Source organism: Streptomyces sp. NBC_00878 (assembly GCF_026341515.1).
Classification (GTDB): domain Bacteria; phylum Actinomycetota; class Actinomycetes; order Streptomycetales; family Streptomycetaceae; genus Streptomyces.
In genome coordinates this window covers 6,354,937-6,370,318 of sequence record NZ_JAPEOK010000001.1, presented here as the reverse complement: position 1 = coordinate 6,370,318, position 15,382 = coordinate 6,354,937, and the positions used below count along the sequence as shown (strand labels likewise).

The 15,382-nt window shown below is 68.9% G+C and carries 11 protein-coding genes; all 11 read right to left on the bottom strand.

The genetic code is table 11. The annotated features are described in order from the left end of the window. Nucleotides 1-125: 125 nt before the first annotated feature. The 11 genes from recQ to nuoE all read right to left on the bottom strand — a co-directional run bounded on the left by recQ (nucleotide 126) and on the right by nuoE (nucleotide 15,379). Nucleotides 126-2,189, bottom strand: coding sequence for a DNA helicase RecQ (recQ, locus tag OHA11_RS27520; protein WP_266507498.1), 2,064 nt, complete (start codon nucleotides 2,187-2,189; stop codon nucleotides 126-128). A 234-nt stretch (nucleotides 2,190-2,423) separates the two neighbouring features. Continuing rightward, the gene (nuoN, locus tag OHA11_RS27515) at nucleotides 2,424-4,073 is read right to left on the bottom strand and encodes an NADH-quinone oxidoreductase subunit NuoN (protein WP_266500820.1); all 1,650 of its coding nucleotides are present in this window, start codon (nucleotides 4,071-4,073) and stop codon (nucleotides 2,424-2,426) included. Next, nucleotides 4,070-5,641, bottom strand: coding sequence for an NADH-quinone oxidoreductase subunit M (locus OHA11_RS27510; RefSeq protein WP_266500818.1), 1,572 nt, complete (start codon nucleotides 5,639-5,641; stop codon nucleotides 4,070-4,072). Before OHA11_RS27510 ends, nuoN begins: the two co-directional genes overlap by 4 nt. 5 nt (nucleotides 5,642-5,646) lie before the next feature. Next, on the bottom strand, nucleotides 5,647-7,542 hold the full coding sequence (gene nuoL, locus OHA11_RS27505) for an NADH-quinone oxidoreductase subunit L (protein WP_266500816.1): 1,896 nt from the start codon (nucleotides 7,540-7,542) through the stop codon (nucleotides 5,647-5,649). Nucleotides 7,543-7,556: 14 nt separating this feature from the next. Next, nucleotides 7,557-7,856 carry an NADH-quinone oxidoreductase subunit NuoK gene (nuoK, locus tag OHA11_RS27500; protein ID WP_004927567.1) on the bottom strand — a complete coding sequence of 100 codons (300 nt, stop codon included), beginning with the start codon at nucleotides 7,854-7,856 and terminating at the stop codon, nucleotides 7,557-7,559. Beyond that, on the bottom strand, nucleotides 7,853-8,695 hold the full coding sequence (locus OHA11_RS27495) for an NADH-quinone oxidoreductase subunit J (RefSeq protein ID WP_266500814.1): 843 nt from the start codon (nucleotides 8,693-8,695) through the stop codon (nucleotides 7,853-7,855). Before OHA11_RS27495 ends, nuoK begins: the two co-directional genes overlap by 4 nt. Further along, nucleotides 8,692-9,294, bottom strand: a complete 603-nt coding sequence (gene nuoI / locus OHA11_RS27490; protein ID WP_055610923.1) for an NADH-quinone oxidoreductase subunit NuoI — start codon at nucleotides 9,292-9,294, stop codon at nucleotides 8,692-8,694. Before nuoI ends, OHA11_RS27495 begins: the two co-directional genes overlap by 4 nt. Next, nucleotides 9,287-10,675 (bottom strand): NADH-quinone oxidoreductase subunit NuoH, encoded by a 1,389-nt coding sequence (gene nuoH, locus OHA11_RS27485; RefSeq protein ID WP_266500808.1) that lies wholly within the window; start codon nucleotides 10,673-10,675, stop codon nucleotides 9,287-9,289. Before nuoH ends, nuoI begins: the two co-directional genes overlap by 8 nt. Next, nucleotides 10,672-13,176, bottom strand: coding sequence for an NADH-quinone oxidoreductase subunit G (locus OHA11_RS27480; protein WP_266500805.1), 2,505 nt, complete (start codon nucleotides 13,174-13,176; stop codon nucleotides 10,672-10,674). Before OHA11_RS27480 ends, nuoH begins: the two co-directional genes overlap by 4 nt. After that, entirely contained in the window at nucleotides 13,173-14,555 is a 1,383-nt protein-coding gene (gene nuoF / locus OHA11_RS27475) for an NADH-quinone oxidoreductase subunit NuoF (protein WP_266500803.1), read from the bottom strand. The genes OHA11_RS27480 and nuoF overlap by 4 nt, the downstream gene beginning before the upstream one ends. After that, nucleotides 14,555-15,379 (bottom strand): NADH-quinone oxidoreductase subunit NuoE, encoded by an 825-nt coding sequence (nuoE, locus tag OHA11_RS27470; RefSeq protein WP_266507496.1) that lies wholly within the window; start codon nucleotides 15,377-15,379, stop codon nucleotides 14,555-14,557. Before nuoE ends, nuoF begins: the two co-directional genes overlap by 1 nt. Nucleotides 15,380-15,382 lie beyond the last annotated feature (3 nt).

Below are 15,382 nucleotides of genomic sequence, written 5' to 3'. Positions count from 1 at the left end.
GCCCCCAGACCCCCGTATCGGGCTCCGCGCTCGACCTCAAACGCCGGACAGGCTGAAGAGCCGGGGCGCGGCCCCGCTCTTCAGGGGCGCGGGGAACTGCGCGACCAGCCCCCACCGACCTGCGCCTATATCCAGTCGTCCGGCTCAGGCTCAGGCTCCGTCTCCATCGCCGACCAGTCCAGACCCGAGTCATCGTCGCTCCGGGGCCCCGGCCCCGAAACCCTCTCCGGCCCGGAGCCGGAGTCGGAGCCGGAGTCGGAGCCGGAGTCGGAGCCGGAAGCCGATCCGGAAGGCCGCTCCAGGGCAGCAAGCACCCCGATCACACCCTCCCCGTACGTCACCAGCTTCTTCTCACCGATCCCGCTGATGCCGCCGAGCTCCGCGACGGAGCCGGGCCACACCGTGGCGATCTCCCGCAACGTGGCGTCGTGGAAGATGACGTACGCCGGGACGCCCTGCTCCTTGGCCTGACCGGCACGCCAAGCGCGCAGGGCCTCGAAGGCGGGGACCAGCTCCGGAGGAAGCTCGGCCGCCGCGGCCGCTGCCTTGGCCTTGCGCTCGCTCCGACCGGAACCGGACGAGGAGGACGAGGAGGACGAGGAACGGGAAGTCACCGGCTTCGGCGGCTCCTTGCGCAGTGGGACGTCCCGCTCGCGCCGCAGCACGGTCCCGCTGGCCTCGGTCAGCACCAGCGTCCCGTACTCGCCCTCGACCGCGAGGAGGCCCTGGGCCAGCAACTGCCGTACGACACCTCGCCATTCGCCCTCGGCCAGCTCCTCGCCGATGCCGAACACGGACAGCTGGTCGTGGTCGAACTGGATGACCTTGGCGGTCTTCCGCCCGAGCAGGATGTCGACGATCTGGACCGCTCCGAACTTCTGCCCGCGCTCACGCTGCAGCCGCACCACCGTGGACAGCACCTTCTGCGCCGCGACCGTGCCGTCCCAGGTCTCGGGCGGGACGAGACACGTGTCGCAGTTCCCACACGCCGGGGTCTCGGGGTCCTGGCCGAAGTAGGCGAGCAGCTGTCCGCGTCGGCACTGCGCCGTCTCGCACAGCGCGAGCATCGCGTCGAGGTGTGCGGCAGCCCTGCGCCGGAACGCCTCGTCTCCCTCGCTCGACTGGATCATCTTGCGCTGCTGTATGACGTCGTTCAGGCCGTAGGCCATCCATGCCGTGGACGGCAGTCCGTCGCGGCCGGCGCGGCCCGTCTCCTGGTAGTAGCCCTCGACCGACTTCGGCAGGTCGAAGTGGGCGACGAAGCGGACGTCCGGCTTGTCGATGCCCATGCCGAAGGCGATGGTCGCGCACACCACGAGGCCGTCCTCGCGCAGGAACCGCGACTGGTGTGCGGCGCGCGTGCCCGCGTCCAGGCCCGCGTGGTAAGGCACCGCCGCGATGCCGTTGCGGGCCAGGAACTCCGCTGTCTTCTCGACCGAGTTGCGCGACAGGCAGTAGACGATGCCCGCGTCTCCCGCGTGCTCCTCCTTCAGGAAGGACAGCAGCTGCTTCTTCGGGTCGGCCTTCGGCACGATCCGGTACTGGATGTTGGGCCGGTCGAAGCTCGCCACGAAGTGACGGGCGTCCGGCATGCCCAGGCGCTCGGTGATCTCCTTGTGCGTGGCGTCCGTGGCCGTCGCGGTCAGCGCGATCCGCGGTACGTCGGGCCAGCGCTCGCCGAGCAGGGAGAGCGACAGATAGTCGGGGCGGAAGTCGTGGCCCCACTGCGATACGCAGTGCGCCTCGTCGATCGCGAAGACGGAGATCTTGCCGCGCTTGAGCAGGTCGAGCGTGGATTCCAGGCGCAGCCGCTCGGGCGCGAGGTAGATCAGATCGAGCTCGCCCGCGAGGAACTCGGCCTCGACGGTGCGCCGCTCGTCGAAGTCCTGCGTGGAGTTCATGAACCCGGCGCGCACGCCGAGCGCCCGCAGCGCGTCCACCTGGTCCTGCATCAGCGCGATGAGGGGTGAGACCACCACGCCCGTACCCGGTCTGACCAGGGCCGGGATCTGGTAGCAGAGCGACTTGCCGCCGCCCGTCGGCATGAGGACGACCGCGTCACCGCCCGTCACCACATGCTCGATGACGGCTTCCTGCTCGCCGCGAAAGGCCTCGTATCCGAAGACCCGGTGGAGCGTGCCGAGCGCTTCGCTCTCCGCCACCTCTGTCATCACACCCGTCCCGCCCATTGTCCCGTCCCCCGTACGTCGTGCCTCGACCACTGCGTCCACGATAGGGGTCCGCACCGACAGCCTCAGAGTTATCCACAGGCTGCGACGGAGTATCTGCGCAACGCACTCGCCGACACGCCTTGAAACACCTCCGCCACGCCCCGAAAAACGCTTCGGGCCCCGGCTCCCATCGGAAGCCGGGGCCCGAAGAGCCACAGCGTCGGCGGACGCGAACGCCCGCCCGTCCCACCGTCAGCGGACGAAGACGCCCGCCTGACCTGCCAGATCAAGGAAGTACTGCGGTGCCACACCCAGGACCAGCGTGACCGCCACGCCCACCGCGATCGCCGTCATCGTGAGCGGCGACGGCACGGCGACCGTCGGTCCCTCCGGGCGCGGCTCGCTGAAGAACATCAGCACGATCACGCGGATGTAGAAGAACGCCGCGATGGCCGACGAGATCACACCGACCACGACCAGCGAGCCCGCGCCACCCTCCGCCGCCGCCTTGAACACGGCGAACTTCCCGGCGAAGCCGGAGGTCAGCGGGATGCCCGCGAAGGCCAGCAGGAAGACCGCGAACACGGCGGCCACCAGGGGTGACCTGCGTCCGAGGCCGGCCCACTTGGACAGGTGCGTGGCCTCGCCGCCCGCGTCCCGTACGAGGGTGACCACCGCGAAGGCACCGATCGTGACGAACGAGTACGCGCCCAGGTAGAAGAGCACCGACGAGACACCGTCCGGCGTGGCCGCGATGACGCCCGCGAGGATGAATCCCGCGTGCGCGATCGACGAGTACGCGAGGAGCCGCTTGATGTCGGTCTGGGTGATCGCGACGATCGCACCGCCCAGCATGGTGATGACCGCGACGCCCATCATCACCGGCCGCCAGTCCCAGCGCAGGCCCGGCAGCACGACGTACAGCAGCCGCAGCAGCGCGCCGAAGGCGGCCACCTTGGTCGCGGCGGCCATGAAGCCGGTGACCGGGGTCGGCGCTCCCTGGTAGACGTCCGGGGTCCACATGTGGAACGGCACGGCGCCGACCTTGAAGAGCAGGCCCATGACGACCATCGCGGCGCCGATGAGCAGCAGCGCGTCGTTGCCCATGGTGCCGGCGAGTGCCGGGTTGACCGTCTCGACGGTGCCGTCGACGACCTGCGCGATCGTCGCGTACGACACCGAACCGGCGTAGCCGTACAGCAGGGCGATGCCGAAGAGGGTGAACGCGGAGGCGAAGGCGCCGAGCAGGAAGTACTTGACCGCGGCCTCCTGCGACATGATCCGCTTGCGGCGGGCCACGGCACAGAGCAGGTAGAGCGGCAGGGAGAAGACTTCCAGGGCGATGAACAGCGTCAGCAGGTCGTTCGCCGACGGGAAGACGAGCATGCCGCCGATCGCGAAGAGCAGCAGCGGGAACACCTCGGTCGTGGTGAACCCGGCCTTGACCGCGGCCTTCTCGCTGTCGCTGCCCGGCACGGACGCGGCCTGTGCGGCGAACGAGTCGACGCGGTTGCCGTGCGCCACCGGGTCGAGGCGCCGCTCGGCGAACGTGAACACGCCGAGCACGCCGGCCAGCAGGATCGTGCCCTGCAGGAAGAGCGAGGGCCCGTCGACCGCGATGGCGCCCATCGCGGCGATACCGGCCTTCGTGGTGCCGTATCCGCCCGCCGCGAGCCCGACCACCGCGGCGAAGGCGGCGGCGAGGGCGACGACGGACACGAACAACTGGACGTAGTAACGGGACTTGCGGGGCACGAAGGCCTCGACCAGGATCCCGATGATCGCCGCACCGATGACGATCAGGGTGGGCGACAATTGCCCGTACTCGATCTTCGGCGCGTCGATCTTGGTGATCGGGTCGGCCGCCGTTGTCCACAGGCTGTGGACGGCTGTTGCGCTCACGGTGCGGCCTCCACCTCGGGCTGGGGGTCCTTCTTCTGTACGTCGGACATGGTCTGCTGGACCGCCGGGTTGACGATGTCGGTGATCGGCTTCGGGTAGACGCCGAGGAAGATCAACAGAGCGATCAGCGGGGCGACCACCACGAGCTCCCGCACCCGGAGATCGGGCATCGCGGAGACCTCGGGCTTCACCGGGCCGGTCATCGTCCGCTGGTAGAGGACGAGCGTGTAGAGCGCGGCGAGGACGATGCCGAAGGTGGCGATGATCCCGACCGCCGGATAGCGCGTGAACGTGCCGACCAGGACCAGGAACTCACTCACGAACGGTGCGAGCCCCGGCAGGGACAGCGTCGCGAGGCTGCCGATCAGGAAGGTTCCGGCGAGCACCGGCGCGACTTTCTGCACCCCTCCGTAGTCGGCGATCAGGCGCGAGCCGCGCCGCGAGATCAGGAAGCCCGCCACCAGCATCAGCGCGGCGGTCGAGATCCCGTGGTTGATCATGTAGAGCGTCGCACCCGACTGGCCCTGGCTCGTCATCGCGAAGATGCCCATGATGATGAACCCGAAGTGGGAGATCGACGCATACGCCACCAGCCGCTTGATGTCCCGCTGGCCGACCGCGAGCAGCGCCCCGTAGATGATGCTGATCAGGGCGAGTACGAGGATGACCGGCGTCGCCCACTTCGAGGCCTCCGGGAAGAGCTGGAGGCAGAAGCGGAGCATCGCGAAGGTGCCGACCTTGTCCACCACCGCCGTGATGAGGACGGCGACCGGGGCGGTGGCCTCCCCCATGGCGTTGGGCAGCCAGGTGTGCAGCGGCCACAGGGGCGCCTTCACCGCGAAGGCGAAGAAGAAGCCCAGGAAGAGCCATCGTTCGGTGTTGGTCGCCATGTCCAGCGTGCCGTTGGCGCGGGCCTCGGCGATCTCCTGGAGCGAGAAGCTTCCGGCCACTACGTAGAGACCGATTACCGCGGCCAGCATGATCAGGCCGCCGACCAGGTTGTAGAGGAGGAACTTCACGGCGGCGTACGAGCGTTGGGCCGCCGCGTTCTCGTCCGAGCCCGCGTGGGCGCGGTCTCCGAAGCCACCGATGAGGAAGTACATCGGGATGAGCATGGCTTCGAAGAAGATGTAGAAGAGGAAGACGTCGGTGGCCTCGAAGGAGATGATCACCATCGCCTCGACGCCGAGGATCAGGGCGAAGAAGCCCTGGGTCGGGCGCCACCGGCTGCTGTTGGTCTCCAGGGGGTCGGCGTCGTGCCAGCCCGCGAGGATCACGAACGGGATCAGCAGCGCGGTCAGCGCGACCAGCGCCACCCCGATGCCGTCCACGCCCAGGTCGTACCGCACCCCGAAGTCCGCGATCCAGGCGTGCGATTCGGTGAGCTGGTAGCGGTCGCCGTCGGGGTCGAAGCGGATCAGGACGACCAGGGCGAGCACCAGGGTGGCGAGCGAGACGAACAGCGCCAGCCACTTGGCGGCGGTGCGGCGCGCGGCCGGCACGGCGGCCGTGGCGATGGCCCCGATCGCCGGGAGCACCGCCGTCGCTGTCAGCAGAGGAAAGGACATCGGTATCAGACCGCCCTCATCAGCAGGGTCGCGGCGATGAGGATCGCAGCACCGCCGAACATGGAGACCGCGTACGACCGCGCGTAGCCGTTCTGCAGCTTGCGGAGCCGTCCGGAGAGGCCGCCCATCGAGGCCGCCGTGCCGTTCACGACCCCGTCGACCAGGGTGTGGTCGACGTACACCAGGGAGCGTGTGAGGTGCTCTCCGCCGCGTACGAGGACGACGTGGTTGAAGTCGTCCTGGAGGAGGTCGCGCCGGGCGGCCCGGGTGAGCAGGGAGCCGTGCGGGGCGACCACCGGGACCGGGCTGCGCCCGTACTGGGCGTAGGCGAGAGCGACGCCGATGACGAGCACGACCATGGTGGCGAGCGTGACCGTCGTCGCACTGACCGGCGGGTGACCGTGCTCGAACTCGGTGACGGGCTCCAGCCAGTGCACGAAGCGCTCGCCGATGCTGAAGAACCCGCCCGCGAAGACCGATCCGAAGGCCAGCACGATCATCGGGATCGTCATGGACCTGGGGGACTCGTGCGGGTGCGGCTCGTGGCCCTTCTCGTCCGGCTGCCAGCGCTTCTCTCCGAAGAACGTCATCAGCATCACGCGCGTCATGTAGTACGCGGTGATGGCCGCGCCGAGCAGGGCCACGCTGCCGAGGATCCAGCCCTCGGTACCGCCCTTGGCGAACGCCGCTTCGATGATCTTGTCCTTGGAGAAGAAGCCGGACAGGCCCGGGAAGCCGATGATGGCCAGGTAACCAAGGCCGAACGTCACGAAGGTGACCGGCATGTACTTCCTGAGGCCGCCGTACTTCCTCATGTCGACCTCGTCGTTCATGCCGTGCATGACCGAACCGGCGCCGAGGAAGAGCCCGGCCTTGAAGAAGCCGTGCGTCACCAGGTGCATGATCGCGAAGACGTAGCCGATGGGGCCGAGGCCCGCCGCGAGGATCATGTAGCCGATCTGCGACATGGTCGAACCGGCGAGCGCCTTCTTGATGTCGTCCTTGGCGCAACCGACGATCGCACCGAAGAGGAGCGTGACCGCTCCGACCACGGTGGTGACCAGTTGGGCGTCCGGCGCGGCGTTGAAGATCTCCCCGGAGCGGACGATCAGGTACACGCCCGCGGTCACCATGGTCGCGGCGTGGATGAGGGCCGAGACCGGGGTCGGGCCCTCCATCGCGTCCCCGAGCCAGGACTGCAGCGGCACCTGGGCGGACTTGCCGCAGGCGGCGAGCAACAGCATCAGGCCGATGGCGGTCAGCTTGCCCTCGCTGGTCTCACCGGTGGATTCCAGGACCGGCCCGAAGGCGAAGGTCCCGAAGGTGGTGAACATCAGCATGATCGCGATCGACAGGCCCATGTCACCGACGCGGTTGACCAGGAAGGCCTTCTTCGCGGCGGTGGCGGCGCTGGGCTTGTGCTGCCAGAAGCCGATCAGGAGGTACGAGGCGAGACCGACGCCCTCCCAGCCGACGTACAGCAGCAGGTAGTTGTCCGCGAGGACGAGCAGCAGCATCGCCGCGAGGAACAGGTTCAGATAGCCGAAGAAGCGGCGGCGCCGCTCGTCGTGCTCCATGTACCCGATCGAGTACACGTGGATCAGCGAGCCGACGCCCGTGATCAGCAGCACGAACGTCATCGACAACTGGTCGAGCTGGAAGGCCACGTCGGCCTGGAAGCCCTCGACGGGGATCCAGCTGTACAGGAACTGGCTCATGGCCCGGTGTTCGGCGTCCTTGCCCAGCATGTCGACGAAGAGGATCACGCCGATCACGAAGGAGACGGACGAGAGAGCCGTACCGATCCAGTGGCCGACGGCGTCGAGCCGCCGGCCGCCGCACAGCAGTACGGCCGCTCCGAGCAGAGGCGCCGCTACCAGCAGCGCAATGAGGTTCTCCACGATTCAGCGACCCCTTACAGCTTCATCAGGCTGGCGTCGTCGACCGAGGCCGAGTGGCGGGAACGGAACAGCGACACGATGATCGCGAGCCCGACCACGACCTCCGCGGCGGCGACGACCATCGTGAAGAAGGCGATGATCTGGCCGTCGAGATTGCCGTGCATCCGGGAGAAGGCGACGAACGCGAGGTTGCAGGCGTTGAGCATGAGCTCGACGCACATGAACACCACGATCGCGTTGCGCCTGATCAGGACGCCGGTGGCGCCGATCGTGAACAACAGGGCGGCGAGGTAGAGGTAGTTGACGGGGTTCACTTCGCGGCCTCCTCTTCCCGCTCTTCGCGGCCGAGCCGCTCCTCGGAGCGCTGCTCCAGGGCCTTGAGGTCCTTGATCGCCTCGTCCGACACGTCACGGATCTGGCCGCGGTCGCGCAGCGTCTTGATGACCGTGAGTTCGGACGGGGTGCCGTCCGGGAGAAGGCCGGCGATGTCCACCGCGTTGTGCCGGGCGTAGACGCCGGGGGCGGGCAGCGGCGGGAGCTGCTTGTTCGCCCGTACGCGCTCCCCGGCCAGTTCGCGCTGGGTCTTGGCCCGCTCGGTGCGCTCGCGGTGGGTGAGCACCATGGCGCCGACGGCGGCCGTGATGAGCAGGGCGCCGGTGATTTCGAAGGCGAAGACGTACTTCGTGAAGAGGAGGGCCGCGAGACCCTCCACGTTGCCTCCGGAGTTGGCCTGGGTCAGGCCGTTGAACTCCGACAGCGACGCGTTGCCGATGCCCGCGCACAGCAGGATGCCGAAGCCGAGGCCGCACAGGAGGGCCAGCCAGCGCTGGCCCTTGATGGTCTCCTTCAGGGAGTCCGCCGCGGTGACACCGACGAGCATGACCACGAAGAGGAACAGCATCATGATCGCGCCGGTGTAGACGATGATCTGCACGACGCCCAGGAAGTAGGCGCCGTTGGCGAGGTAGAACACCGCCAGGATGATCATGGTCCCGGCGAGGCTGAGGGCGCTGTGCACGGTCTTCTTCATGAAGACGGTGCACAGGGCGCCGATCACGGCGACGGTGCCGAGGATCCAGAACTGGAACGCCTCACCGGTGGACGTCGAGTAGGCCGCGAGGGAGGTGGCGTGGGCGGCGAGTTGTGCGCTCATGCGTCCGCCCCCTCTTCCTCAGGCTTCTCGCCCTTGGAGACGGCGACCTGGGGCACCGTGCCCGGCGCGGCCTCCGTGACCAGGCCCCGGTAGTAGTCGCCCTCGTCCATGCCCGGGAAGATCGAGTGCGGTGACTCGACCATGCCCTCCTCGAGACCGGCGAGCAGCTGCTCCTTGGTGTAGATGAGGTTGGCGCGGCTGCTGTCGGCCAGCTCGAACTCGTTCGTCATCGTGAGCGCGCGCGTGGGGCACGCCTCGATGCACAGGCCGCACAGGATGCAGCGGGCGTAGTTGATCTGGTAGACGCGGCCGTACCGCTCGCCCGGGGAGTAGCGCTCCTCCTCGGTGTTCTCCGCACCCTCCACGTAGATGGCGTCCGCGGGACAGGCCCAGGCGCACAGCTCGCAGCCGATGCACTTCTCCAGGCCGTCAGGATGGCGGTTGAGCTGGTGCCGGCCGTGGAACCGCGGGGCGGTGGTCTTCTGCTGCTCCGGATACTGCTCGGTCAGCCGCTTCTTGAACATGGCCTTGAAGGTCACGCCGAAGCCTGCGACGGGGTTCTGGAAACCGGGTTTGGTCTCCTTCTGCTCATCAGCCATCGGACGCCTCCTTTCCGTCACGAGGTCCATCGGTTCCGTCACTGTCAGTATTCACGCCACCACTGACAATCAACTCCCGCTCCCGGCGCGGGCGTCGCCGCGGCACCGGCGGCAGCTCCTGTCCCGGCAGCGGCGGTACGGGGAATCCGCCCGCCATCGGGTCGAAGGCGACGGGTTCGTCCGGCGCCTCCTGAGCGCCCTTGCGGTCGCGGTACATGTCGGCGATGAAGGAGAGCAGCAGCAGGACAAGGACCGCGCCCGCCACGTACAGGGCGATGTCGGCGAAGTCGTAGTTCTCGTTCCGCAGCGTCCGTACGGTCGCGACGCACATCAGCCAGACCACGGAGACCGGGATGAGGACCTTCCAGCCGAGCTTCATCAGCTGGTCGTAGCGGACGCGGGGCAGCGTGCCGCGCAGCCAGATGAAGAAGAACAACAGCAACTGCACCTTGATGACGAACCAGAGCATCGGCCACCAGCCGTGGTTCGCGCCCTCCCAGAAGGTGCTGACCGGCCAAGGAGCCCGCCAGCCGCCCAGGAAGAGCGTCACGGAGACCGCCGAGACGGTCACCATGTTCACGTACTCGGCGAGCATGAACAGCGCGAACTTGATCGACGAGTACTCGGTGTTGAAGCCGCCGACCAGGTCGCCCTCGGACTCCGGCATGTCGAAGGGGGCGCGGTTGGTCTCGCCGACCATCGTCACGATGTAGATCAGGAACGACACCGGCAGCAGGACGATGTACCAGCGGTCCTGCTGCTGGGCGACGATCTCCGAGGTCGACATCGAGCCGGAGTACAGGAACACCGACGCGAACGCGGCGCCCATGGCGATCTCGTACGAGATCATCTGCGCGCAGGAGCGCAGACCGCCGAGGAGCGGATACGTCGACCCGGAGGACCAGCCCGCGAGCACGATCCCGTAGATGCCGACCGAGGCGACCGCGAGGATGTAGAGCATCGCGATCGGGAGGTCGGTGAGCTGCATCGTGGTGCGGTGGCCGAAGATCGAGATCTGGTTGTCGGCCGGTCCGAAGGGGATCACGGCGATCGCCATGAAGGCCGGGATCGCGGCCACGATCGGCGCCAGGATGTAGACGACCTTGTCGGCGCGCTTGACGATCAGGTCTTCCTTGAGCATCAGTTTGATGCCGTCGGCGAGCGACTGGAGCATGCCCCAGGGGCCGTGCCGGTTCGGGCCGATACGCAGCTGCATCCAGGCGACGACCTTGCGCTCCCACACGATGGAGAAGAGCACGGTGATCATCAGGAAGGCGAAGCAGAAGACCGCCTTGATGACGACGAGCCACCAGGGATCGCGGCCGAACATGGAGAGGTCCTCCGCGGCCAGGTACGCGGGCGCGGCGAAAGTTCCGGTCATGCCTCCACCTCCTTGGGGGTCTCGGCGGCGAGTGTCGCCGGGCCGATGCGGACGAGTGCGCCGGGCAGCGCGCCCGTGTCGGAGGCGACGCCTCCCCCGGCGGAGTTCAGCGGGAGCCAGACCACACGGTCGGGCATTTCGGTGATCTGCAGCGGGAGTTCGACCACTCCGGAGGGACCGGTCACGGCGAGCAGGTCGCCGTTCTTGACGCCCGCCTCGGCGGCCGTGGCGGCCGACACGCGCGCGTGTGCGGCGTGCCGCGTCCCGGCGAGCGCCTCGTCGCCCTCCTGGAGACGGCCCTGGTCGAGCAGCAGCCGGTGTCCGGCGAGCACGGCCTCGCCCGAGGCGGGCCGCGGCAGAACGGCCGCGGTCTCCAGGGGGTCGGTGGCCCGCGCCCCGTCCCAGGTGCCGAGCCGGTCCAGCTCCACGCGCGCGGTGCGCAGGTCGGGCAGTCCCAGGTGTACGTCCATGGCGTCGGCCAGCATCTGCAGGACGCGTCCGTCGGCGGGCGCCACCCGGCGGGTCAGCTGCTCGGGCTTGAGCGCGGACTCGAAGAGGCGTGCGCGGCCTTCCCAGTTGAGGAAGGTGCCCGCCTTCTCGGCGACCGCGGCCACCGGGAAGACGACGTCCGCGTGCTCGGTGACCTCACTGGGGCGCAGCTCCAGCGATACCAGGAAGCCCACCGCGGACAGTGCTTCACGCGCGCGTGCCGGATCGGGAAGGTCGGCGACCTCGACGCCCGCGACGACGAGCGCGGAGAGCTCACCGGTGGCGGCGGCCTCGACGATCTGTCCGGTGTCGCGGCCGTGGCGGTGCGGCAGGGCGGCGATGCCCCAGGCGAGGGTGACCTCGTCCCGCGCGCGCGGGTCGGTGGCCGGGCGTCCGCCGGGCAGCAGCGAGGGCAGTGCCCCCGCCTCGATGGCGCCGCGCTCCCCGGCCCGGCGCGGGATCCACACCAGCTGGGCGCCGGTCGCGGAGGAGGCCCGTACGGCCGCGGTGAGCCCGCCCGCCACGGAGGCCAGCCGCTCGCCGAGGACGATCACGGCGCCCTCGGTGCGCAGCGCCTCGGCGGCCTTCGCTCCGTCGCCCTCCAGGCCGGCCCCGGAGGCGAGCGCGTCCAGCCACTCGGTCTCGGTGCCGGGGGCGGCCGGCAGCAGCGTGCCGCCCGCCTTCTCCAGGCCGCGGGTGGCGTGCGTGGCCAGGGAGAAGGTCTTCTGCCCGTGTCCGCGCCAGGCCTTGCGCAGCCTCAGGAAGACGCCGGGCGCCTCCTCCTCGGACTCGATTCCGGCGAGCAGGACGGCGGGTGCCTTCTCCAGTGCGGTGTACGTGACGCCCGTACCGTCGAGGTCCCGTCCGCGGCCGGCGACCCGGGCGGCCAGGAAGTCGGCCTCCTCGCCGCTGTGCACGCGCGCGCGGAAGTCGATGTCGTTCGTGTCGAGGGCCACGCGCGCGAACTTGCTGTACGCGTAGGCGTCCTCGACGGTCAGCCGGCCGCCGGTGAGCACGCCGGCCCGGGAGCGGGCGGCCAGCAGCCCCTGGGCCGCGGCCGCCAGGGCCTCCGGCCAGGAAGCGGGCTCCAGCTCACCGGACTCGCCGCGTACCAGCGGGGTCTGGAGCCGGTCCCGCTGCTGGGCGTACCGGAAGCCGAACCGTCCCTTGTCGCACAGCCACTCCTCGTTGACCTGGGGGTCCGGGGAGGCGAGGCGCCGCATGACCTTGCCGCGCCGGTGGTCGGTGCGGGTCGCGCAGCCGCCGGAGCAGTGCTCGCACACCGAGTGCGACGAGACGAGGTCGAAGGGCCGGGAGCGGAAGCGATACGCCGCCGAGGTCAGCGCGCCGACCGGGCAGATCTGGATGGTGTTCCCGGAGAAGTACGACTCGAAGGGGTCGCCCTCGCCGGTGCCGATCTGCTGGAGCGCGCCCCGCTCGACCATCTCGATCATCGGGTCGCCCGCGATCTGGTTGGAGAACCGGGTGCAGCGGGCGCACAGGACGCAGCGTTCGCGGTCGAGCAGCACCTGGGTGGAGATCGGGACGGGCTTCTCGTACGTGCGCTTCTTGCCGTCGAAGCGGGAGTCGGAGTGGCCGTGCGACATGGCCTGGTTCTGCAGGGGGCACTCGCCGCCCTTGTCGCAGACCGGGCAGTCCAGCGGGTGGTTGATGAGCAGGAGCTCCATCACACCCTTCTGGGCCTTCTCGGCGACAGGAGAGGTGAGGTGCGTCTTGACGACCATCCCGTCCGTGCAGGTGATCGTGCAGGACGCCATGGGTTTGCGCTGGCCCTCGACCTCGACGATGCACTGGCGGCAGGCGCCGGCCGGGTCGAGGAGCGGATGGTCGCAGAAGCGGGGGATCTCGATACCGAGCTCTTCGGCCGCGCGGATGACCAGGGTGCCCTTGGGCACGCTGATCTCGGCGCCGTCGATGGTCAGCGAGACGAGATCCTCCGGCGGCACCGCAGCCTCCCCGCCTCCGGAGGGAGCGCTCGTGGTTACCGTCATGCGTTCACCTCCGTGTGCTTGTCCTTGTCGGCCCAGGCCGTCGACTTGGCGGGGTCGAAGGGGCAGCCCCGGCCGGTGATGTGCTCCTCGTACTCCGCGCGGAAGTACTTGAGCGAGGAGAAGATCGGCGAGGCGGCGCCGTCGCCGAGGGCGCAGAAGGACTTGCCGTTGATGTTGTCGGCGATGTCGTTCAGCTTGTCGAGGTCGGCCATGACGCCCTTGCCGGCCTCGATGTCGCGCAGCAACTGCACGAGCCAGTACGTCCCTTCGCGGCAGGGTGTGCACTTGCCGCAGGACTCGTGGGCGTAGAACTCTGTCCACCGGGTGACGGCCCGGACGACGCAGGTCGTCTCGTCGAAGCACTGGAGTGCTTTCGTGCCGAGCATGGAACCCGCGGCACCCACTCCTTCGTAGTCAAGAGGGACGTCGAGGTGCTCGTCGGTGAACATCGGGGTCGAGGAGCCGCCCGGCGTCCAGAACTTGAGGCGGTGTCCCTTCCGGATGCCGCCGCTCATGTCGAGGAGCTGACGCAGCGTGATGCCGAGCGGGGCCTCGTACTGGCCGGGACTGGTGACGTGGCCGCTGAGGGAGTAGAGCGTGAAGCCCGGGGACTTCTCGCTTCCCATCGACCGGAACCATTCTTTGCCCTTGTGCAGAATCGCGGGAACCGACGCGATGGACTCGACGTTATTCACAACAGTCGGACAGGCATAGAGGCCCGCGACGGCAGGGAAAGGGGGACGAAGTCGCGGCTGTCCACGGCGGCCTTCGAGCGAGTCGAGAAGTGCGGTCTCCTCACCACAGATGTACGCGCCCGCGCCCGCGTGCACGGTGAGCTGGAGGTCGAGTCCGCTGCCCAGGACGTTCTCACCGAGGTAGCCCGCCGCGTAGGCCTCGCGGACGGCCTCGTGCAAACGCCTGAGCACGGGGACCACTTCGCCCCGCAGATAGATGAAGGCATGCGACGACCGGATCGCATAGCAGGCGATGACAATGCCCTCGATGAGGCTGTGCGGGTTCGCGAAGAGGAGCGGGATGTCCTTACAGGTCCCCGGCTCTGATTCGTCGGCGTTGACAACAAGATAGTGAGGCTTTCCATCACCCTGAGGAATGAACTGCCACTTCATTCCCGTGGGGAATCCCGCGCCGCCACGGCCGCGCAGACCGGAGTCCTTCACATACGCGATGAGGTCGTCCGGCGACATCGCGAGCGCCTTGCGCAGGCCCTCGTACCCGTCGTGCCTCCGGTACACGTCCAGCGTCCAGGACTTGTCCTCGTCCCAGAAGGCCGACAGCACCGGTGAGAGCAGCTTCTCGGGGCTCGTCTCTCCGCCGGCCCCCGGCTGGGAGGTGCCCCCATATTGAGTGGACACGGTCATCACTCCCCCTCCTCGGCTACCGGCCCGGCCGGGTGGTCCGGGTCTGAGGCCGACGTGTCCTGCGGCGCGTCGTGCGAACTGAGGTGCTCGGTCGAAGACGGGTCGTGCGGCGACCCGCTCCGGGGAGCGCCGGACCCTCGCGGGTGCACCACGCGCGCGGGGGACGTCTCCCCCCTGGCCAGCCGGAGGCCGATCAGCGAGGCCGGGCCCGCGCCGCCGCTCGCCTCGACCGCGCCCTCGCGCTCGTCGGGGAAGCCCGCCAGGATGCGGGCGGTGTCCTTGAACGTGCACAAGGGGGCACCGCGTGTCGGGTCGACCTGTGCTCCCGCGCGCAGGTCGTCGACGAGGCGCTTCGCGCTCGCCACGGTCTGGTTGTCGAAGAACTCCCAGTTGACCATCACGACCGGCGCGAAGTCGCAGGCCGCGTTGCACTCGATGTGCTCCAGGGTGACCTTGCCGTCGCCGGTGGTCTCGCCGTTGCCGACACCGAGGTGGTCCTGCAGGGACTCGAAGATCGCGTCGCCGCCCATGACCGCGCACAGGGTGTTGGTGCAGACGCCCACCTGGTAGTCACCGCTCGGCTTGCGCCGGTACATGGAGTAGAAGGTCGCGACCGCGGTGACCTCGGCCGTGGTCAGGTCGAGCATCTCCGCGCAGAACCGCTGCCCCGTGCGCGTGACATGGCCCTCCTCCGACTGCACGAGATGCAGCAACGGAAGGAGGGCGGACCGGGAGTCCGGGTAGCGGGCGATGACCTCGCGCGCGTCCGCCTCCAGCCTGGCTCGAACGTCGTCCGGGTAGTCGGGCGCGGGCAGTTGGGGCATGCC